This is a genomic window from Pseudomonas sp. DSP3-2-3 (genome assembly GCF_049898225.1).
GTDB lineage: Bacteria > Pseudomonadota > Gammaproteobacteria > Pseudomonadales > Pseudomonadaceae > Aquipseudomonas.
The window spans coordinates 19451-40209 of the sequence record NZ_JAFCXH010000021.1 but is presented as its reverse complement, the minus strand read 5'-3'; the positions used below and the strand labels follow the sequence as shown (position 1 = coordinate 40209).

Sequence of the window (20759 nt, the reverse complement as noted above, 5' to 3'; positions counted from 1 at the left end):
TGCAAATACTCACAAATCATGAAGGCATTCAGCCACGCCGACACCACAAGACGTCATATCATCCGTGAATATGCGCTATGACTCCAGCGATTATGCGGCGATCTTCATGGCAAAACGAAGACTAATAGCTCTAAACCGCCATTATCCGGCGTTTTCCACCAACAGCGCATCGACGCGCTGGAAGCCCCTTGGCAGCTTATTACCCCGCCGACCGCGTTCGCCCTTGTAATGTTCGAGGTCATCAGGCTTCAGCGACAGCGTCCGTTTGCCCGCTTGCAGGACCAATGTCGCCCCTTGCGGGATCACCGCCAGATCAGTCACATACTCTTCACGACTCGCCACCCGATCGCCCGGAATACCGATGATCTTGTTGCCCTTGCCTTTGCCGAGTTGCGGCAAGTCGCTGATCTTGAAGATCAGCAAGCGGCCTTCGGTGGTCACCGCCGCCAGCCAGTTCTGCTCACGGTCCGGCACTGCGCGCGGCAGAATCACCTTGGCCCCGGCAGGCAGACTCAACAATGCCTTGCCCGCCTTGTTCTTGGCTTGCAAGTCCTCGCCCTTGACCACGAAGCCGTAACCGGCATCCGAGGCGATCACGTACAGCGCGTCATCTTCGGGCAGCAATACGCATTCGAAGGTCGCACCCGGCGGCGGCTGGAGCTTGCCGGTCAAAGGTTCGCCCTGGCCCCGCGCCGACGGCAGGGTGTGAGCCGCAAGGGAATAGCTGCGCCCGGTGGAGTCGATAAACACCGCGTATTGATTGGAACGGCCCGCAGCGGCGGTCAGGAAACCGTCTCCCGCCTTGTAGGAAAGACCGGTCGCATCGATATCGTGACCTTTGGCCGAACGCACCCAGCCTTTTTCCGACAGAACAACAGTGACTTTCTCGTTGGGCAGCAGATCGTGTTCGGTCAACGCCTTGGCTTCGGCACGCTCGACAATCGGCGAGCGGCGGTCGTCGCCATAGGTTTCGGCGTCTTTGATGATTTCGCTGCGCACCAGCTTTTTCAGCTTGGCTTCGCTGCCCAGCAAAGCCATGAGCTTGGCGCGCTCCTTGTTCAGTTCATCCTGTTCGTTGCGCAGCTTCATTTCTTCGAGGCGCGCCAACTGACGCAAGCGCGTGTCGAGAATGTAATCGGCCTGGATTTCGCTGAGCTCGAAGCGCTCGATCAACCTGGCGCGCGGATGCTCTTCAGTGCGGATGATATGAATCACTTCATCCAGATTGAGGTAAGCGATGAGCAAACCGTCCAACAGATGCAGGCGGCGATCGACTTTATCGAGGCGGAACTGCAAGCGGCGGCGGACGGTATTGGTGCGGAATTCCAGCCACTCCACCAGCAAGGCGCGCAGGTTTTTCAGCTGCGGCTTGCCGTCCAGGCCAATGATGTTGATGTTGACCCGATAGCTGGATTCCAGATCGGTCGTCGCAAACAGGTGCTGCATCAGCGCGTCATGATCGACCCGGCTATTGACCGGGATGATGACCAGACGACACGGGTTCTCGTGGTCCGATTCGTCACGCAGGTCGGCGACCTGTGGCGCCTTGGACGGCTTGGCCTGCATCAGCCCGGCGATCTGTTCGATGACCTTGGCGCCGGACACTTGATGCGGAAGCGAGGTGACGACAATATCGCCATCCTCGATGTGGTAGACGGCGCGCATGCGCACCGAGCCTTTGCCGGTTTCGTACATTTTCAGCAGATCGGCGCGGGGCGTGATGATTTCTGCTTCGGTCGGGTAATCCGGGCCGAGGATGTGCTCGCACAGCTCGGCGACCGTCGCCTTGGGTTCGTCCAGCAACCGCACGCAGGCCGTGGCCACTTCGCGCAGGTTGTGCGGCGGCACGTCGGTGGCCATGCCGACCGCAATGCCGGTGGTGCCGTTGAGCAAGATATTCGGCAAACGCGCCGGCAAAACCGCAGGCTCGTTCAAGGTGCCGTCGAAATTCGGCACCCAGTCCGCCGTGCCCTGGCCCAGTTCGCTGAGCAGCACTTCGGAATAACGCGACAGCCGCGCTTCGGTGTAACGCATGGCCGCGAAGGACTTGGGATCATCCGGCGCACCCCAGTTACCCTGCCCGTCCACCAGTGTGTAGCGATAGCTGAACGGCTGCGCCATGAGGACCATGGCTTCGTAACAGGCCGAGTCACCGTGCGGGTGGAACTTGCCGAGCACGTCACCGACGGTACGCGCCGACTTCTTGTGCTTGGAATCGGCGTCCAGGCCCAGCTCGCTCATGGCGTAGATGATGCGCCGCTGTACGGGCTTGAGGCCGTCGCCGATGTGCGGCAAGGCCCGGTCCATGATCACGTACATGGAGTAGTTGAGGTAGGCCTGTTCGGTGAAGTCAGCCAGTGATCGGCGTTCTACGCCATCTAAGCTGTCTGCAAGGATGTCGCTCATGCGGGCCTCATTATTTCGTCGTCTGGCGCAGCAGCATATTGCCGCCGCGCTGGGTGAATTCAAGTTGTTTCATAGCGCTCATGCCCAGCAGCACTTGCTCACCGTCCAGCCCGGGCACCACCAGGGCGCGCACATTGTGCAGGACGATATCGCCGATTTGCAGGCGCTCCAGCGAAGTTCGAAAGCCTTCGGTACGCCCGTTTGCGGTACTCACCACCAACGGCACGCCTCGCGGCAGTTGCAAGATGTCCGCCACCTTGCCCGGAATTGCCACGTCGGTGGCGCCGGTATCCAGCAAAAATTGCACGCTTCGACCATTGATCTTGCCCGTGCTGACGAAATGCCCCTGACGGTTGCCCACCAGCTGCACTTCTATATAACCGTTGCCGTGTTGCGAAGTGACCACCGCGTTAGGGTTTTCCTGACGCTGCTCCCACTCGCCAAAATAACGCGTCGCCAGAAACAGCCCGGCGCCCCACGCCAGCAACATCAACACCTTGCCCGCACGCTTGCCGGGTGGCTGTTGACTCATCGTTTCTCACTCCAGCCACCTTTGGGGGCTGCGAAACGCCATACCACCGGGCGCTTTTCGCCATCGGCGCGCTCGCCAAAATTGTTGTCGGTGCCGACCCACGCCCCGGTTGCATCAACCACCAGCGCCTCGGTCAGGCCATAACGTTGACTATAAAGGCGATCAGGCCGCAACGCTTCCCTGGCAAACGACCAGCAGCGCTCGGTCTTGCCAGTTTCCAGCGTGCGTCGACAAATGCGATAGGCCGAGCGTTCCAGCGCGTACAGCTTGCCGTCGAACAGCGACAGGTCGGAAAAATCCCGGGAAACCGTTTTGCCGCCCACTTGTGTCGGCAGCACGTCTTTGCCCGGTTCAGTGCGCAATACGCAGCTGCCCTTGCACTGCCAAGTGTCGTTTTCCCGGCTGACAACCAGCAAGCCGCGCTGCTCGCGCTCGGCCGCCAGCCATAGCCGGTCTCCGGCCGGGTTGATCGCTATGCCTTCAAAAATACCGTTGAAGTGCTGCAACATGCCTTTGGCGCGAGCCTGCTCCACCGCTGCGGCGGGCAAGTCCAGCCAGACCGGCGCACCTTGTGCTGGCACCTTGAGGACCAACGCGAACGCTTCGCTGACCAGATAGCGATTGCCCGCTGCGTCACAGGTCACGCCTTCAAAGTCCAGGCTGCCGCCACGAACCAGGGCAGACACCTTGGCCATCGACTGCAACGTACCCGGCAAATAGCTTTCGGGAACCGGCGGGATTTGCAGTGCATTGGCCTGCGCTTGCCAGACGGTGGCGGCTACATCCAGGCTGTACAGCACGTCATCATCACGGTCGGAAACCGTCCACAACTGGCCGCCACAGACAGCCAGACCGGACAGATTGCCGCCGACCATGCCATCGACCGGATGCTCGGAAACCAGGGTCAGCTCTTCCAGCGGGACTGCCGAAGCCGGTACAGCAACCATCAATAACAGACCGGCAAGCCAGCCTCGCATCAAGTCAGAACCTCGGCCAGGTTGCCTTTGGATTCCAGCCAGGACTTGCGATCACCGGCGCGCTTCTTGGCCAGCAGCATGTCCATCATTTCCGAGGTCGCGTCGAAATCATCCAGCGTCAGTTGCACCAGACGCCGAGTGTTCGGGTCCATGGTGGTTTCGCGCAACTGTGGCGGGTTCATTTCACCCAGGCCTTTGAATCGCGTGACCTGCGGCTTGCCGCGTTTCTTTTCAGCGACCAGACGATCAAGAATCCCGTCACGCTCGGCTTCATCCAGCGCGTAATAAATGTCCTTGCCCAGATCGATGCGATACAGCGGCGGCATGGCCACGTACACATGGCCAGCATCTACCAGCGGCCGGAAATGCTGGACGAACAGCGCGCAGAGCAGCGTCGCAATGTGCAGGCCGTCGGAGTCGGCGTCGGCGAGGATGCAGACCTTGCCGTAGCGCAACTGGCTGATGTCCGCCGCGCCCGGATCGACACCAATGGCGACCGCGATGTTATGCACTTCCTGACTGGCGAGCACTTCGCCGCCATCGACTTCCCAGGTATTGAGGATCTTGCCGCGCAACGGCAGGATCGCCTGGAACTCCTTGTCCCGCGCCTGCTTGGCCGAACCGCCTGCGGAATCACCTTCCACCAGGAACAGCTCGGAACGCATCGGGTCCTGCCCGGCGCAGTCCGCCAGCTTGCCCGGCAATGCCGGACCCTGGGTAATGCGCTTGCGCTCGACTTTCTTGCTGGCCTTGAGGCGGCGACCGGCGTTGTTGATCGCCAGCTCGGCCAGTTGCACGCCAAGCTCGGAGTTGGCATTGAGCCACAAGCTGAACGCATCCTTGACCACGCCGGACACAAACGCCGCCGCTTCACGGGAAGACAGTCGCTCTTTGGTCTGGCCGGAGAATTGCGGCTCCTGCATCTTCATCGACAGGACGAAGGCAATGCGTTCCCAGACGTCTTCCGGAGCGAGTTTCACCCCTCGCGGCAGCAAGTTGCGGTATTCGCAGAAATCGCGCATCGCATCCAGCAGGCCCTGACGCAAACCGTTGACGTGAGTGCCGCCTTGTTGGGTCGGGATCAGGTTGACGTAGCTTTCCTGCACGCTGTCGCCGCCTTCCGGCAACCACAACAAGGCCCAGTCAATGGCTTCTTTATTACCGGCAAAACTGCCGCAGAACGGCTCGTCCGGCAGGCGCAGGAAATCGCTGACCGAATCCTGCAGGTACGAACGCAGGCCGTCTTCGTAGTGCCACTCGACTTTCTCGTCTGAAGCCTTGTCTTCAAAACTGACCAGCAGGCCCGGACACAATACCGCCTTGGCCTTGAGCACATGCTTGAGGCGGCTGACCGAGAATTTCGGCGTGTCGAAATACTTCGGGTCCGGCGCGAAGTACACGCTGGTGCCGGTATTGCGCTTGCCGACCGTGCCGACAACCGCCAGCTCCGAAGCTTTATAGCCATCGGCGAAGGTCATTTCGTATTCATTGCCATCACGCTTGACCCGAACCTTGACCAAGGTCGACAGCGCGTTGACCACCGAAATACCCACGCCGTGCAGGCCGCCGGAGAACTGGTAGTTCTTGTTGGAGAATTTGCCGCCCGCGTGGAGCTTGGTCAAGATCAGCTCGACACCGGATACGCCTTCTTCCGGGTGAATGTCCACCGGCATGCCACGCCCGTCATCGGACACTTCCAGGGAGTTATCGGCGTGCAGGATGACCTGCACCGACTTCGCATGACCGGCCAGGGCTTCGTCGACGCTGTTGTCGATGACTTCCTGGGCAAGGTGGTTCGGCCGCGAAGTATCGGTGTACATGCCCGGCCGCTTGCGAACCGGGTCGAGGCCCGAGAGGACTTCGATGGCGTCGGCGTTATAAGAGCTAGCGCTGGGAGTGGCCATGGGGTCTCGTCATCAGTTGTGCATTAAATTTCGGTCGCTGTGGGACCGGCTTTAGCCGGGAAGAGGTCGTCATATCCCTGTAACTGCAGTGCCTGGAACACAGCTTTCCCGGCTGAAGCCGGTCCCACGGTGTCATGAAGCCGGTTACAACTTCGAAACATCAATCGCCTGCAACAATTCAGGCGCGAACCCGGCAAAACTCAACAGCGCGGGCAATTGTGCGGCAAAACCCTGGTAACTGTGGTCGCCACCGGCCTGGATGCGCAGGGCGCAAGCGCGATAAAACGCCTCGGCACGGCGGTAATCCAGGGTTTCATCGCCCGTTTGCAGCCAGACCTGAAAACGCTGCGGGTCTTGCGGCGCGGGGACTTCCAGCTCGCTCAGGGCCACAACGTGATCGTGAGTCAATTCCCAGGTTTCGCCGGTGTAAAGATTCTGCTGAGTGCCGACAAATCCGTCGAATAACTGGTGCGGATTGACCGCCGGATTGATCAGCACGGCCTTCAGTCCATGGCGCTGCGCCAGGTGAGTCGCATAGTAGCCGCCGAGCGAGCTGCCGACCAGCAGCGGCCGACCCAGTGCCGCAACAGCGGATTCCAGCTGGAGCATGGCTTCGCGCGGATGATGATGCAGTTCCGGCACGCGCAATTGCTCGCTCAAGCCAAGTGACTGCATCAAGGCGATCAACTGGCTGGCTTTCTTCGACTGAGCCGAGCTGTTCAGGCCATGGATATACAACAGTGTGGGTTTTTCGCTGTTCACGTTGTCCCCTCCTGGAACACTGAGCCGTGCAAAGCCGCGCAGTTTACAGGGACTAGCGTCAGAAGACTCGTGCGCAGGTGTTTCCAGGTGAAATGGTCAATAACCGTCGCCACCATAATCAACCTCGAATTGCATGCCAACCACCCGGGAAACCCCGGTTTCAAGCCGTCCGTCATCATGCAGACGCAACCAGCGGTAACCCGGCGCGGCGGTATCGACCTTGAAGTCCGTGCTGCCCGGCGCGAACTGGATGCAGGTCGATGGCGAGGCCAGCAAGCGAATATGGCCACGCAGCTGATCGTATTCCTGATGCACATGTCCCCAGAGCACCGCGCGCACTTGTGGGAAACCCTCAAGCACCGCAAACAGCGCGTCTGGATTGCGCAAACCAATCGGGTCCATCCATGCGCAACCAATCGGTACCGGATTGTGGTGCAGGCAAATCAGGTGATGCCGCTCGGGCGCCGCGCGCAACGACTGCGCCAGCAGCTGCAATTGGCTGTCCCGGAGCAAACCGGGCACCGAGCCGGGCACCGACGAATCCAGCAACGTAACGCGCCAGTTGCCGACATCAATGATGGGGTCGAGCAAATCACTGTGTTGCGCCGCCTGCTGCATTTCCAGGGATTCATCGTGATTGCCGGGAAACCAGCGTTTGGGTGCCTGAATCTGCCCACTCAACTGCCGAAACGCTTCGTAGGACTCAACGCTGCCGTCTTGCGAGACATCGCCACTGGCAACCACCAGATCAACCTGCGACTGCTCAGCCAACACCTGTTCGATGACCCTTTGCAGGCTGTCACGGGTTTTCATGCCCAGCAGCGTGCCGTCCGCCGAGGCGAACAAATGGCTGTCGGACAGCTGGACCATCAGGACCGAAGAACTGTTTTCGGATGGGCGCGGCAAAGGCCGTCTCCTTGAGCGGATTCAGCGCGATTATGTGGCGACGATGAAGGCGGGTAAACCCGCAAGACGGGCCTGGATCACAAATGTGCCGACATCGCTTAGCGCACCGCTTCAAACTCATGCCCGCACGCCAGGCAATGGCTGAGCCATTCGCCGAGGAACAGGTTGAGCTGGGCCTTTTCGTCGGGTTGGTGCATGTCGGCGTTGGGGTACGGGTAGATGCCGCGAAAGCGGCGGGCGTGTTCGGCGCCGATGACTTCGGCCATGCGTGCGTCGTGGTAGACCTGCACTTCCAGTTTTGGCACCGGCAGCCACGGCAGGCTATGTTCCTGGCGGACCTGCAACGTGGTGGTGTACGGGCAGTCAAGCAGCACTTCAACGGCAAGTACGCCCAGCATCTGGTCGCCCTGAGTGACAGCCACGCGCCGCGAGCGTTGCTCGTTGCGCATGTCCGGCAGCAATCGCATCAAGCGCGCATAGTTGGCCTCGCAGGCCGCTTGCAGGCCCACCAGATCAACTCGATAGCGCTCGCGCACAAGATTCACGACCATAACCCCCTGACTTCAATGCGATTCAACGCCAACCATTGCAAGGCAATGATCGTCGAAGCGTTCTTGATTGTTCCGTCGCGTACGGCTTGCAGCGCATCGTCCAATGCCCAGACCGTCACGCGGATATCTTCACCTTCCTCCTCCAGTCCGTGCAATCCCCCGGCGCCCTCACTTTCGCAACGACCCAGGTAAAGATGAACGAATTCATCGCTGCCGCCGGGCGAAGGAAAGTATTTGGTGATGGGCCACAACGCACTGAAGACCAGTCCAGCTTCCTCTTCTGCTTCGCGGTGGGCAACCTCTTCCGGTTCCTCGGCCTTGTCGATCAGACCCGCCACCAATTCGATCAGCCACGGGTTGCCGGTTTTCTCCACGGCACCTACCCGGAACTGTTCGATCAGGACCACTTCGTCGCGTTTGGCGTCGTATGGCAGCACGCAAACGGCGTCGTGGCGCACGAAAAGTTCGCGACTGATCTGCTTGCTCATCCCGCCAGCGAACAGCTCATGGCGAAGGAACAGCTTGTCCAGTTTGTAGAAACCCTGGAAGCAGTTATCGCGCTGGGTAATTTCATAAGCCGTCGGGGTTGATCGGGTCGATTCAGTCATACAGTTCTCGCTTAAGGCAATCTTTGGCTTCGTGCCATCCTAGAGTCTGATGCCGTTTCAACACAAGCCGCGTCGCAGCCCCCTCAAATATGCAGGGTAGACGCGCGGTAGCGAAACGAACTCTAATCCGCCAAGCGGCGAACCGATGGGCCTGTTTGCAGTCCAAGCAGGCTGCATACGAACAACGTAGCCGCCTTAATTGCCATCGCAAAGGATCAACATGTCGTTACTGAGGATCGCTTCACTGGCTTGCCTGGCCTTGATGCTGGGCGCTTGCCAGAGTCTGTTCCAACCTAACTACCGTGCCCCGCTGCAAGTCCAGCGCGACGCTTCCGAGCTGATCAAGCCGGGCTGCACCACGGCTGAATGCCCGCTGGTCAATATCGACACCGTGCATTTTGCCGACGAGCCGAAACTCGATGCCATCGTGCAGAAAACCCTGCTGCAACTGACGCGCACCGATTCAGGCGCACCCGTCGCACCGACGCTCAAGGCGTATCAGGAGCAATACCTGCGCGACACCGAAGGCCACAACGCCAGCTATCTGCAAGCCAAGGTACGCGAGCAGCATGACGGTATCGTGGTGATCGAGCTGTCGAGTTATCTCGAGGGCGGCGGCGCCCACGGCGAGCCAGGTCGGGCGTTTATCAACTATTCGCGGCCACAACAGCGCGTGTTGACTCTTGCCGACATGATCATTCCCGGCAAGGAAAGCGAGTTCTGGCAGAAAGCCGAGCTGTCGCACCAGGGTTGGTTGGTCTCGACCAAGATGAACGAAGATGCCGAGTTCATCAAAACCTGGCCGTTCAAGAAAACGCCGAACATCGCCCTGACCTATGGCGCGATGATCCTCAAGTATCCGGTGACGACCATCGCGCCCTACTCCATGGGCCACATCGAGCTGAAGATTCCTTATCCGCAGCTCAATGGCATCCTCAAGCCGGAACTGTTCCCCGGCCGCGGTTGAGGGTTTTCCCCAACAGCAATTGCAACACGCCAGCGACGATGATCGCTGGCAGTGTTGCACCAACATCCGGATACAGATTGGCCAGCAAATGATACGTGCTGACCCCGCCCAGCCAGGCCAGAAGCGTCAGCCAGCGAAAACCGACTGCTGCAACCTGACTGCTGCGCCCACGCAGAATAAAGTGATCCACCAGCACCACGCCGAACAGCGGCGCGAACACCGAGCCGATCAGCAGCAGGAAGTTCTGGTACTGCGCCAGCGGTGCAAAACAGGCGATCAGCGTGCAGATCACGCCAATGGCCAACGCCAGGTGTTCAACCTTCACACGCACTAACATCCCGCTGGATACCGCCGCCGAGTGAATATCGGCAAAGGCGTTTTCCGACTCATCGAGCAGAATCAGCAACAGCGGAATCCCCAGGCCAGCCCCGGCCAGCGCCAGCAGCAGCGCATTGACTTCGCCGCTCGGTGCGAACGCCAGCGTGTACGCAACGCCCAGGCTCATCAGCCAGAAGTTGCCGATAAAAAAGCCCAGCGCCGTACCGCCGAACACGTTTTTCGCGCGTTTGCCGAAGCGCGAGTAGTCGGCAATCAGCGGCAACCACGACAATGGCATGGCAATAGCGATATCAAAGCCCACCGCAAACGGCAGCGAGCCATCCCCGGCTCGGGACCACAGCGCGGACAGATCGGCCTTGGTGAACAAATTCCAGGTCAGCCAGATACAGGCCGCCAACAACAGCCAGATGCCCCATTTGCGCAAGATCTGCCGCACGAAGGTCAACGGACCGCTGACTGCCAGCAAAGTGGCAAGCGTGCCGAAGACCAGCGTCCACAGCAGCGGGCTGGTCAGCACAGCACCTTCACCGAAAGCCCGCGCGCCGAGCAGACTCGCTGCGTCGCGCATGACGATGATTTCAAACGAGCCCCAACCCACCAATTGCAGCAGGTTCAGAACTGCCGGCAACGACGCACCTTTGCTGCCCAGGCTGAGTTTGAGCGCAGCCATGGACGACAGACCGGTGTCGCTGCCAATGACGCCAACGGCCGCCAGCAGCAAAACGCCGACCAGCGTGCCAAGGAAAATCGCCAGCAGCGAACCCGCCATGCCCAGCCCCGGCGCCAGCAAGGCCCCGGTCTGCAGGACCATCAGGCCGATGCCGAGGGAAAACCACAGGGAAAACAAATCCCGCCCACCGAAGACACGCTTGCCTTGGGGAACGGGGATATCGGGTGAATAGGTGCTGGGGGTGTTCACTTTGTTATCTCGGGGAAAAACATCAGTTATAGAATCGACGAAACCGTGGGACCGGCTTCAGCCGGGAAAGCGGCATTCCTGGCGAAGCAGGTTCATCGCCAGTGCCGTCCCCTTCCCGGCTAAAGCCGGTCCCACAGGAACCCTGGTTTTCAGCAATCAAACCTTCTTGTAAAGCTGACTACCTTCCTGCTTGAAGCGCTCAGCCTGTTCCGCCAAACCCTTGGCAACGTCCGCATCCACCGTCTCAATCCGCTGATTGGCCGCGTATTCGCGAACTTCCTGGGTGATTTTCATCGAGCAGAATTTCGGGCCGCACATGGAGCAGAAATGCGCGACCTTGGCCGAGTCCTTGGGCAGGGTTTCGTCGTGATACGAACGCGCGGTGTCCGGATCCAGGCCGAGGTTGAACTGGTCTTCCCAACGGAACTCGAAACGCGCCTTGCTCAACGCATTGTCGCGAATCTGCGCACCGGGATGGCCTTTGGCGAGGTCGGCGGCGTGAGCGGCGATCTTGTAGGTGATGATCCCGGTCTTCACGTCATCCTTATTCGGCAGGCCCAAGTGTTCCTTCGGCGTGACGTAACACAGCATGGCGCAACCGAACCAGCCGATCATCGCCGCGCCGATGCCGGACGTGATGTGGTCGTAACCCGGCGCGATGTCGGTGGTCAGCGGACCGAGGGTGTAGAACGGCGCCTCGTCACAGCATTCCAGCTGCTTGTCCATGTTCTCTTTGATCAGCTGCATCGGCACGTGGCCGGGGCCTTCGATCATGGTCTGCACGTCGTGTTTCCAGGCGATCTTGGTCAGCTCGCCGAGGGTTTCCAGCTCGCCGAACTGCGCAGCATCGTTGGCGTCGGCAATCGAGCCCGGACGCAAGCCATCGCCCAGCGAGAAGCTGACGTCGTAGGCTTTCATGATTTCGCAGATGTCTTCGAAATGCGTGTAGAGGAAGTTTTCCTGGTGATGCGCCAGGCACCACTTGGCCATGATCGAACCGCCACGGCTGACGATGCCGGTCACGCGCTTGGCAGTCAGCGGCACGTAGCGCAGCAGCACACCGGCGTGGATGGTGAAGTAATCGACGCCTTGCTCGGCCTGTTCGATGAGCGTGTCGCGAAACAGCTCCCAGGTCAGGTCTTCGGCCGCGCCGCCGACTTTTTCCAGGGCCTGATAAATCGGCACGGTACCGATTGGCACCGGCGAGTTACGGATGATCCATTCGCGGGTTTCGTGAATGTGTTTGCCGGTGGACAAGTCCATGACCGTGTCCGAACCCCAGCGAATGCCCCAGGTCAGCTTGGCAACTTCTTCTTCGATGGAGGAACCCAGCGCGCTGTTGCCGATGTTGCCGTTGATCTTCACCAGAAAGTTGCGGCCGATGATCATCGGCTCAAGTTCGGTGTGGTTGATGTTGGCCGGGATGATCGCGCGACCGCGGGCGATTTCTTCGCGGACGAATTCAGCGGTGATTTCTTTCGGCACACTGGCGCCGAAGCTGTGACCGGCGTGTTGCTGGGTCAGCAGGCCAGCGGCGCGGGCTTCCTGCAACTTCATGTTTTCGCGGATGGCGACGTATTCCATCTCGGCGGTAATGATCCCCTGACGCGCATAGTGCATCTGGCTGACGTTGGCGCCCGCCTTGGCCCGACGCGGATTGCGCACATGGGCGAAACGCAGACGCGTCAACTCGGCATCGCCAAGACGCTGCTGGCCGAAGCTGGAACTCAGGCCCGGCAGGCGCTCGGTGTCATTGCGCGAGTCGATCCAGGGCGAGCGAACGTCGGCCAGACCTTTGCGCACGTCGATGACGACATTGGGATCGGTGTACGGGCCGGACGTGTCGTACACGGTCACCGGCGCATTGATTTCGCCGCCGAAGTCAGTCGGCGTCACGTCCAGATGGACTTCGCGCATCGGCACGCGGATGTCAGGGCGCGAGCCCTCGACGTAGATTTTTTGCGAGCGGGTAAACGGCTGCACCGATCCGGAGTCGACCTGGGCGGATTCACTCAAATTGGCGGCGTTTTTTAGATTTGTACTCATCACGGGCTCTCCTGACATCATCCAGCGGCGGATTAATTGTCGGAGCGAACCTGAAAACGAGAAGACGCACCTGGAGCGGTGCTGAGTGTCGAGCGAAGGTGTTGCGGTTCATGCTGAACCAACGACCCCGGACGACACTCAAGAGGACTCGCCGGGAGACGAGAAATCTTGTTCCCTACGCAGGCGCTAACCTGATCAGGTTCAACGGGATCCGGATTAACCGATCTCAGCCTCTAAACAAGGCACCCCGACAAGAACGTCGCCAGTCTAGTCGGGACGCGCCCGGATTACCAAGCCCGTTTTCAAACGCTCGATAAATGGCTGATATGCCGGATTGTTGCAAACGAGGCCAGCCTCTACACTCGCAGGCTGGTTTGACTTGCGAACCTGCAGAACAATTACCAACAGGGAATGCCTCATGCTGCGCAAACTTTCATTGGCCATCGCCGTGTCGTGTACGTGCAACGCAGTGGCCTGGGCAGCGGACTTGCCTCTTCCGACCAAAACCGGACTGGTCAATGTGTATCAGGAAGCGGTCAACAACAACGCCGATCTGGCGGCTGCCCGCGCTGATTACGCCGCCCGCAAGGAGATCGTGCCGCAGGCGCGCGCCGGTTTGCTGCCCAATCTGTCGGCCGGAGCCGATGTGAACAACACTCGCACCAGCATCAACCAGCCCAATATCACTGCGACCCGCAGCGGTACGGTGTATCAGGCAACACTCAGCCAGCCGATCTTCCGTGCCGACCGCTGGTTCCAGTTGCAGGCCGCTGAAGCAGTCAACGAACAAGCCGCGCTGGAACTCTCGGCCACGGAACAGAACCTGATCCTGCAAAGCGCCGAGGATTATTTCACTGTGCTGCGCGCCCAGGACAATCTGGCCTCGACCAAAGCTGAAGAAGCCGCGTTCAAACGTCAGCTGGATCAAGCCAATGAGCGCTTCGACGTCGGCCTGTCGGACAAGACCGACGTGCTGCAAGCCCAGGCCAGTTACGACACCGCGCGGGCCAACCGGATCATCGCCCGGCGTCAGGTGGACGATGCGTTTCAGGCTCTGGGAACGCTGACCAATCGCGAATACAACGCTATCGAAGGCATCGTCCATACGTTGCCGGTGCTCGCGCCGACGCCCAATGACGCCAAGGCCTGGGTCGACACTGCCGCGCAGCAGAACCTGAATCTGCTGGCCAGTAACTACGCCGTCAACGCAGCCGAAGAAACCCTGCGCCAGCGCAAGGCCGGACACGCTCCGACGCTGGATGCGGTGGCGACCTACAAGCGTGGCGACAACGATGCGCTGGGCTTCAGCAACCCGAACTACACCGGACAGAGCTACAGCGGCGATGTGGAACAACGCAGCATTGGCGTGCAGCTGAATATTCCGATCTACAGCGGCGGACTGACCAGCTCACAGGTGCGCGAAGCCTATTCACGCCTGAGCCAGAGCGAACAACGTCGCGAAGGACTGCGCCGTCAGGTGGTGGAAAACACCCGCAACCTGCACCGCGCGGTGAACACCGACGTCGAGCAGGTCCAGGCGCGCAAGCAGTCGATCATCTCCAACCAAAGCGCGCTGGAAGCCACGGAAATCGGCTATCAGGTCGGCACACGCAATATCGTCGATGTGCTGGACGCGCAACGCCAGCTGTATGCCTCGGTGCGCGACTACAACAACACGCGCTACGACTACATCCTCGACAACCTGCGTTTGAAACAGGCGGCAGGCACCTTGAATCCTGGCGACTTGCAGGATTTGTCGCGCTACCTCAAACCGGATTACAACCCGGACAAGGACTTCCTGCCGCCGGATCTGGCAGCGGCTGCGCGCAAGAATTTTGAAAGGCCGGCGGAGCGGTGAGCTTCAACGTCTCTGATATCTGATACATCGCCATCGCGGTCACCACACCCTGGCGGGAGCCGAGCTTGCTCGCGAAGAGGCCGGTGAAGCCCATCAACCTTCCCTGCCTGAAATATTGCCTTCGCAAGCAAGCTTGCTCCCACAGGTGAAATGCGGTCATCCCGTGGGACCGGATTTATCCGGGAAGGCGTCGGTGCAGACACCACATCTGCGGAGTCTGTGGGTTGCCCTCAAACACCGAATCTCCCACAGTGATAGAAGCCGGCAATATCAATTATTTTTTAACCAACCTTGCAATCCCGTCCAGCAACCGCTGCAAAGCGCCTTGATTGGCTTTCATCACCTGCAACCCGGCATCGCTCATGCTGCGCGCCTGTTGCGGCTGATCGAACAGGCGCTGCACGGCGGCGGACAGGCTCGCGGCGTCGGATACTTCCGTCAACGCCCCGGCATTGCGCAGCAACGCAGCGATTTCCAGGAAGTTGAACAGGTGCGGGCCGCTCAACACCGGCTTGGCCAGCGCCGCAGGTTCCAGCAGGTTATGACCGCCATTGGGCACCAGGCTGCCGCCGACAAAGGCGATATCAGCCAGCGCATAAAGAAACAGCAGCTCGCCCATGGTATCGCCCAGCAACACCGACGTTTGCGCGCTGACCGGTTGCTGCGTAGAACGCCGAACCGTCGCAAAACCTTGCTGCACACACAAGTCATGCACGCTGGCAAAACGCTCGGGATGGCGCGGCACCACAATCAGCAACGCGTCAGGATGGCTCGCCAACAACTGCCGATGGGCGGACAACACGCTTTCATCTTCGCCAGCATGAGTACTGGCCGCGATCCATACCGGACGTTGCGTCGTCTGCCATTGCTCGCGCAGCTCTGCGGCGTCTTTGAGCAGCTGCGGATCAATGCTCAGGTCGAACTTGATCGAACCGGTCACCGCCACGCATTCGGCACGCGCGCCCAGATCCCGAAAACGCTGGGCTTCAGCCTCGGTCTGCACGGCGATCCAGCTCATTTGCGCCAGCATCGGCCGGGTCAGTCTGGCGAATTTTCCGTAGCCCCGCGCTGAACGCTCTGACAAACGCGCGTTGGCCAACACCACCGCAATGCCACGTTTGGCGCACTGATTGATGTGATTGGGCCACAGCTCGGTCTCCATGATGATGCCCAGCACTGGCCGCACATGATCGAGAAAGCGCCCGGCCGCCCAAGGTAAATCGTAGGGCAGGTAGCAATGCTGAATGCGTGGCTCGCCCGCGAACATTGCCTTGATCCGCTCCGATCCGGTGGGCGTCATGCAGGTCACGGTGATCGGCAACTGCGGGTAACGCGCCAGCAGCGCGCGAATCATCGGTGCCGCAGCGATGCTTTCACCCACGGATACCGCATGCACCCAAATCCCGCCTGGCTGCATCGGTGGCAGGCCGAAGGCGAATCGTTCACCGATCCGCTGGCGGTAAGCCGGCGCCTTGCGCGCGCGCAGCCACAGTCGCAAGGCCACCAGCGGCAGGCCGAGATGAAACAGCAGGGTATATAGAGTTTTATTCATGGGCGCGGAGTTTATCAGCCAATTGCCTGCAAATGCCGGGCAAAACTTTGCGCCAGACATTGCGCGGCAGGGCCAAGGGGTTCGTCGCGACGCCAGACCATTTCCACCACCAAAGGTGGCGGTGTCCACTCGCTGAGTAGTTCGGTCATCTGGTTCTGATACGCCGGATACTGCACCACATGGCGCGGCAACCACGCCCAACCCAGCCCGCGCATGAGCAATTCCGCCATGACGTAAAAACTGTCGGCCCGCCAGACCTGCGCACTGAGCTGCTCGCCGCCGGGATAACCGCTTTGCTGCGGCGCGATGAGCAGTTGACGATGGCGGCCGAGCTGCTGGCGGCTGACCCTGGCCTGATTCGCCAACGGATGACCCACGGCGCAGACCGTGACCATTTCCACGTTACCCAACCCGCGCCGCTCCAGCGCTTCTGGCATTTGTTCGTGATGAAACAGCAGGCCCAGATCGGCGCGCCGCTCCAGCAGCTTGCGTGCAACGTCACCCTGAGCAGCGCTGGCCAGCTGCACTTCGACCACCGGGAAGCGCTCGGCCAACTCTTCAAGACTGTCCAGCACCGGCTGATACGGCATCGCTTCGTCATGGGCCAGGCGCAATCGGGCTTCCTGCCCGCGCGCCAGGGCCAGCGCGCGGCCGTCGAGGCGTTCGCACTGGCGCAGCAGCTCCCGAGCTTCTTCAAGCAGCGCCGTTCCGGCCTCGGTCAAGCGTGGCTGACGTCCGCTGCTGCGCTCGAACAGGCAGACGCCGAGATCGGACTCAAGCATCGCCACGGCGTTGCTGACCGCTGATTGCGCCCGGCGCATGTCCCGCGCCACAGCGGAAAACGAACGCTGCTCGGCGACACTGACGAATAAACGTATCTGCTCAATATTCCATTGCATCGCATACCAACCTATCTCGATTGCAGATAGGTAATGACTTTACCGCACTTCAGGAATCTCTAGAATGCGCAGCCTGTGAAGAGGAGTTATCCCATGTCTGCTTACTACCTGCTGGCCATCGCCATTTGCGCCGAAGTCATCGGCACCGTATCCATGAAAGCCGTGAAAGGCTTGAGCACCCCGCTGCCGCTGTTGCTGGTCATTTGCGGCTACGCCATTGCCTTCTGGATGCTGATTCTGGTGGTGCGCACCATTCCCGTCGGCATCGCTTATGCGGTATGGGCTGGCATGGGAATTGTCATGGTCAGCGTCGCGGCGCTGTTTATTTACGGGCAGAAACTCGACCTGCCAGCGGTGCTGGGCATGGCGATGATCGTCGCCGGCGTGGTGGTGATCCAGTTGTTCTCGAAAACCGCCGGGCATTGAAAACGCGATCCTCTATAATGGCCGCATTCTTCCGGCCACTGAGGTGCGCATGCCTTCTGCTATTTCCACTGACGTTCTGATCGTCGGTGCCGGCGTTGCCGGTCTCTGGCTCAATGCCCGGCTGCGTCGTCAAGGCTTCTCGACAATTCTGGTAGAAAGCTCGGCACTGGGCGGCGGGCAAAGCCTGAAGTCCCAGGGCATCATTCACGGCGGCGCCAAATACGCGCTGCATGGCGCGCTGTCCGGCGCTTCCGAAGCCATTGCCGACATGCCGCGCCGCTGGCGTGAGGCGCTGTCGGGCAAGGGCGAGCTGGATCTGACCGGCGTGCGTCTGCTGTCCGAAGCACATTACTTGTGGTCGCCTGGCACCCTCGCGGGCAATCTCACCAGTTTTTTCGCCAGCAAGGCGGTGCGCGGCCGCGTCGATCAAGTCAAAGGCAGCGACCTTCCCCCTGCGCTGCAAGACCCGAAATTCAAGGGCAAGGTATATCGGCTGGCGGAACTGGTGATCGATGTGCCGAGCCTGATCGCACGACTTGCGGAGCTGGCGGGCGACAGTTTGCTGGCCGGGCAGAATATCGAACCGCTGCACGACGGTGACCAACTGATCGGTCTGTGCATTGACGGCCGCGACATCATTGCGCAACGGGTGGTGTTGAGTGCCGGCGCCGGCACTGCCGAACTGCTGAAGACACTCGGCGTTTCCCAACCGACGATGCAACGCCGTCCGCTGCACATGGTACTGGCCAAGGGGCCAACCCTGAAACCCTTGTACGCGCACTGCCTGGGCGGCGGACCGAAACCGCGCCTCACGGTCACCACTCATCCGGCCGCCGACGGCCAGTGGGTGTGGTACGTGGGCGGCGACGTCGCCGAGGCGGACGGCGTTGCCCGCGAACCGGCCGCGCAAATCGCTGCGGTGAAAAAAGAATTGGGCACTTTGTTGCCGTGGATCGATCTCAGTCAGGTGCAATGGGCAACCTTGCGCGTTGACCGTGCAGAACCTGCGCAATCCGGTCTGACTCGTCCTGACAACGCATTCCTCAATGTGCAGGGTCGGTTGATGACAGGCTGGCCGACCAAGCTGGCCCTGGCCCCGGACTTTGCCGACCGGGTGCTGGCCGCGCTGTCTCATGATGAAATCCACCCAACGCCGCAGCCGCCGCTGGCAGGACTGCCACGACCGCCGCTGGCTGTACCAGTCTGGGATCAACTGCTGCCATGACCGTAAAAACCCTGCACGACTTGCATCGCCCACTGGGCGCTACCGGCCTGATCGTTTCGCCGCTGGGTCTGGGCACGGTCAAGCTGGGCCGGGATCAAGGGGTCAAGTACCCCAACGGCTTCAAGATCCCGGACGACCAACACGCGCAGATGCTGTTGAAGATGGCCAGAGACATGGGCATCAATCTGATCGACACCGCGCCTGCCTACGGCACCAGCGAAGAACGTCTCGGCCCGCTGCTGCGCGGCCAGCGGCAGGATTGGGTGATCGTCAGCAAGGTGGGTGAAGAGTTCGAAGCCGGCCAGTCGAGCCATGACTTCAGCCCTGAACACACGCGCAAGTCGGTGGAACGCAGCCTGAAACGTCTGGAAACCGATTTTATCGATCTGGTGCTGGTGCATTCCGATGGCAACGATCTGGCATTGCTTAACGACAGCGGCGTGTATCAGGCGCTGGCCGATCTGAAACGCGAGGGCAAGATTCGTGGCTTCGGCTTTTCCGGAAAGACCGTCGAGGGAGGCCTGCTGGCGCTGCGTGAAGGCGATTGTGCGATGGTCACGTACAACCTCAACGAACAAGGCGAAAAGCCAGTGCTGGACTACGCTGCTGCTCACGGCAAGGGCATTCTGGTCAAGAAGGCCCTCGCCAGTGGCCACGTATGCCTGAGCCCCGGCGTCGACCCGGTCCAGGCCAGTTTCCAGCTGCTGTTTGAGCACCCGGCGGTCGCCAGTGCTATTGTCGGGACCATTGATCCGCTCCATCTGGTCCACAACGTCGCCACTGCCGCTGCCGTGATTCGCCGTCAAGCCTGATGTAGGCGGCCGACCCCAACGCAAGAAGGAGCCGATATGCCGCGAACCCTGATTCGGAAAAACCCCAGCAACTTCAAAACCCTGCCGCTATTCGTCGAAGCCACCCCTGAAGGCCTGAGCTACCAGAGCATCGGGATGCCGCTGAATTTTGCCCAGACCCAGCAGCGCCGCCGCAAGATCGAAGTGGCGGACAGCTCGCGCTTCGATACGGAGCTGGCCAATCTCGGGGTTTCGGTACGTCTGACGCTGAATTGGCAAAACCGCGATTACTGGGTGCTGGTGCGCCAGCGTCGCCAGGATCGCGGCGACATCGTGCTCAAGCTGATCTCCGGTTATGTTCCGGCCCACGAACTGAATCTGCCGCTGCACACCGCGATTCAGGAAGTGGCCGAAGAATGCCTGATCGAAACCCCGCAAGGCTGGTTGAGCGGGCGCTTCAATGACACCTGGCTCCCTGCGCCCTACTCCGCCGCCCTGCACTATCGCGAAGCCATGCCGTTTCGCCTGACGCCCTTGTCCGGCGCGGCCCGGCCGGTACGCTGCGGCAGCATGACGCTGATTGAACGGCCTCGCGCTTATGTGCATCTGCCCACTGCGTCATTGCAACTGATCTACGACATGCGCCTGGAAGTACCCAAGGAAGCACGGCCGCTGAGCCTGTTTCATGTGGATGAATGTCTGGAAAACGACCAACTGGTGGCCCGCCTCAACCGCAGCAAGCCGGACCTATATCTGATGCCGCTGGAAAATGGCGTGCCGCTGCCCGAGCTGTACACCCTCAAGCGCGACAAACTGACGCCAGCGGGAACACGCGGGCTGTACCTGGCGGAGAGCTTTGCGGCTCAGGACGGCTGGGTCGTGCGTGACGAGCGGATTCGCTGGAAAGACTGGCTGCGCCAACAGGGCATGACCCCGCCGCCGAAAAAGACCGGCCTCAAGCGCCTGACCGGCAAAGCCCGGCAGTTGTTGCGGCTAGTGAAGGGTTTGAAAGGCTGAGTAAGAACCTCTTTGGAGATTCTATGTTTGGGGCAACCGACAGGCGCCGCAGACGTATTGTCTGAACCGACGTC

The 20759-nt window shown here is 60.5% G+C and carries 18 protein-coding genes and 1 riboswitch; of the genes, 6 read left to right on the top strand and 12 right to left on the bottom strand.

The features are described 5' to 3' along the window. Positions 1–141: 141 nt before the first annotated feature. From parC to ACP7E4_RS21610, 8 genes are all read right to left on the bottom strand, one after another. The gene (parC, locus tag ACP7E4_RS21645; protein ID WP_426117640.1) at positions 142–2406 is read right to left on the bottom strand and encodes a DNA topoisomerase IV subunit A; all 2265 of its coding nucleotides are present in this window, start codon (positions 2404–2406) and stop codon (positions 142–144) included. Between the two features lie 10 nt (positions 2407–2416). After that, positions 2417–2938, bottom strand: coding sequence for a retropepsin-like aspartic protease family protein (locus tag ACP7E4_RS21640; protein WP_426117641.1), 522 nt, complete (start codon positions 2936–2938; stop codon positions 2417–2419). Next, the gene (locus ACP7E4_RS21635; protein ID WP_426117642.1) at positions 2935–3915 is read right to left on the bottom strand and encodes an esterase-like activity of phytase family protein; all 981 of its coding nucleotides are present in this window, start codon (positions 3913–3915) and stop codon (positions 2935–2937) included. Before ACP7E4_RS21635 ends, ACP7E4_RS21640 begins: the two co-directional genes overlap by 4 nt. Next, the gene (parE, locus tag ACP7E4_RS21630) at positions 3915–5819 is read right to left on the bottom strand and encodes a DNA topoisomerase IV subunit B (protein WP_426117643.1); all 1905 of its coding nucleotides are present in this window, start codon (positions 5817–5819) and stop codon (positions 3915–3917) included. Before parE ends, ACP7E4_RS21635 begins: the two co-directional genes overlap by 1 nt. A 144-nt stretch (positions 5820–5963) precedes the next feature. Further along, positions 5964–6581: a YqiA/YcfP family alpha/beta fold hydrolase gene (locus ACP7E4_RS21625; RefSeq protein WP_426117644.1), complete on the bottom strand. Its 618-nt coding sequence runs from the start codon at positions 6579–6581 to the stop codon at positions 5964–5966. 96 nt (positions 6582–6677) lie between these two features. Next, complete coding sequence (cpdA, locus tag ACP7E4_RS21620) at positions 6678–7487, bottom strand: 3',5'-cyclic-AMP phosphodiesterase (RefSeq protein ID WP_426117645.1); 810 nt, start codon at positions 7485–7487, stop codon at positions 6678–6680. 98 nt (positions 7488–7585) lie between these two features. Beyond that, positions 7586–8038 (bottom strand): DUF1249 domain-containing protein, encoded by a 453-nt coding sequence (locus tag ACP7E4_RS21615; RefSeq protein WP_065833909.1) that lies wholly within the window; start codon positions 8036–8038, stop codon positions 7586–7588. Continuing rightward, positions 8029–8646 (bottom strand): NUDIX domain-containing protein, encoded by a 618-nt coding sequence (locus ACP7E4_RS21610; RefSeq protein WP_331149110.1) that lies wholly within the window; start codon positions 8644–8646, stop codon positions 8029–8031. Before ACP7E4_RS21610 ends, ACP7E4_RS21615 begins: the two co-directional genes overlap by 10 nt. Before the next feature lie 220 nt (positions 8647–8866). Between ACP7E4_RS21610 and ACP7E4_RS21605 the strand changes: the two genes are divergently transcribed. Further along, positions 8867–9613, top strand: a complete 747-nt coding sequence (locus tag ACP7E4_RS21605) for an RsiV family protein (protein WP_426117646.1) — start codon at positions 8867–8869, stop codon at positions 9611–9613. Here the strand turns inward: ACP7E4_RS21605 and cytX are convergent. Both cytX and thiC read right to left on the bottom strand, forming a co-directional pair. Further along, entirely contained in the window at positions 9582–10871 is a 1290-nt protein-coding gene (gene cytX / locus ACP7E4_RS21600) for a putative hydroxymethylpyrimidine transporter CytX (protein ID WP_426117647.1), read from the bottom strand. The two genes, ACP7E4_RS21605 and cytX, sit on opposite strands and share 32 nt — an antisense overlap. Before the next feature lie 156 nt (positions 10872–11027). Then, positions 11028–12917, bottom strand: a complete 1890-nt coding sequence (gene thiC / locus ACP7E4_RS21595) for a phosphomethylpyrimidine synthase ThiC (protein ID WP_426117648.1) — start codon at positions 12915–12917, stop codon at positions 11028–11030. A gap of 155 nt (positions 12918–13072) precedes the next feature. Continuing rightward, a riboswitch (TPP riboswitch) is annotated at positions 13073–13177 on the bottom strand. A 158-nt stretch (positions 13178–13335) separates the two neighbouring features. Here thiC and ACP7E4_RS21590 point away from each other — a divergent pair. Beyond that, positions 13336–14775, top strand: coding sequence for a TolC family outer membrane protein (locus ACP7E4_RS21590; RefSeq protein WP_426117649.1), 1440 nt, complete (start codon positions 13336–13338; stop codon positions 14773–14775). Positions 14776–15049: 274 nt separating this feature from the next. On the opposite strand, the gene waaA is transcribed toward ACP7E4_RS21590, so the two are convergent. Beyond that, the gene (waaA, locus tag ACP7E4_RS21585) at positions 15050–16327 is read right to left on the bottom strand and encodes a lipid IV(A) 3-deoxy-D-manno-octulosonic acid transferase (protein ID WP_426117650.1); all 1278 of its coding nucleotides are present in this window, start codon (positions 16325–16327) and stop codon (positions 15050–15052) included. 14 nt (positions 16328–16341) lie between these two features. Continuing rightward, positions 16342–17226 carry a LysR family transcriptional regulator gene (locus ACP7E4_RS21580; RefSeq protein WP_426117651.1) on the bottom strand — a complete coding sequence of 295 codons (885 nt, stop codon included), beginning with the start codon at positions 17224–17226 and terminating at the stop codon, positions 16342–16344. Between the two features lie 93 nt (positions 17227–17319). Here ACP7E4_RS21580 and ACP7E4_RS21575 point away from each other — a divergent pair, with 93 nt between their 5' ends. From ACP7E4_RS21575 to ACP7E4_RS21560, 4 genes are read left to right on the top strand one after another with little or no spacing between them, the layout of a single operon-like run. After that, positions 17320–17652 (top strand): DMT family transporter, encoded by a 333-nt coding sequence (locus ACP7E4_RS21575; RefSeq protein ID WP_426117652.1) that lies wholly within the window; start codon positions 17320–17322, stop codon positions 17650–17652. Between the two features lie 49 nt (positions 17653–17701). After that, a complete protein-coding gene (locus tag ACP7E4_RS21570; RefSeq protein ID WP_426117653.1) occupies positions 17702–18877 on the top strand; it encodes an NAD(P)/FAD-dependent oxidoreductase in 1176 nt (391 codons plus the stop codon). Then, positions 18874–19689, top strand: coding sequence for an aldo/keto reductase (locus ACP7E4_RS21565; protein ID WP_426117654.1), 816 nt, complete (start codon positions 18874–18876; stop codon positions 19687–19689). The genes ACP7E4_RS21570 and ACP7E4_RS21565 overlap by 4 nt, the downstream gene beginning before the upstream one ends. A gap of 36 nt (positions 19690–19725) precedes the next feature. Continuing rightward, positions 19726–20685, top strand: coding sequence for a metal ABC transporter ATPase (locus ACP7E4_RS21560; protein WP_426117655.1), 960 nt, complete (start codon positions 19726–19728; stop codon positions 20683–20685). The last annotated feature ends 74 nt before the right edge of the window (positions 20686–20759 follow it).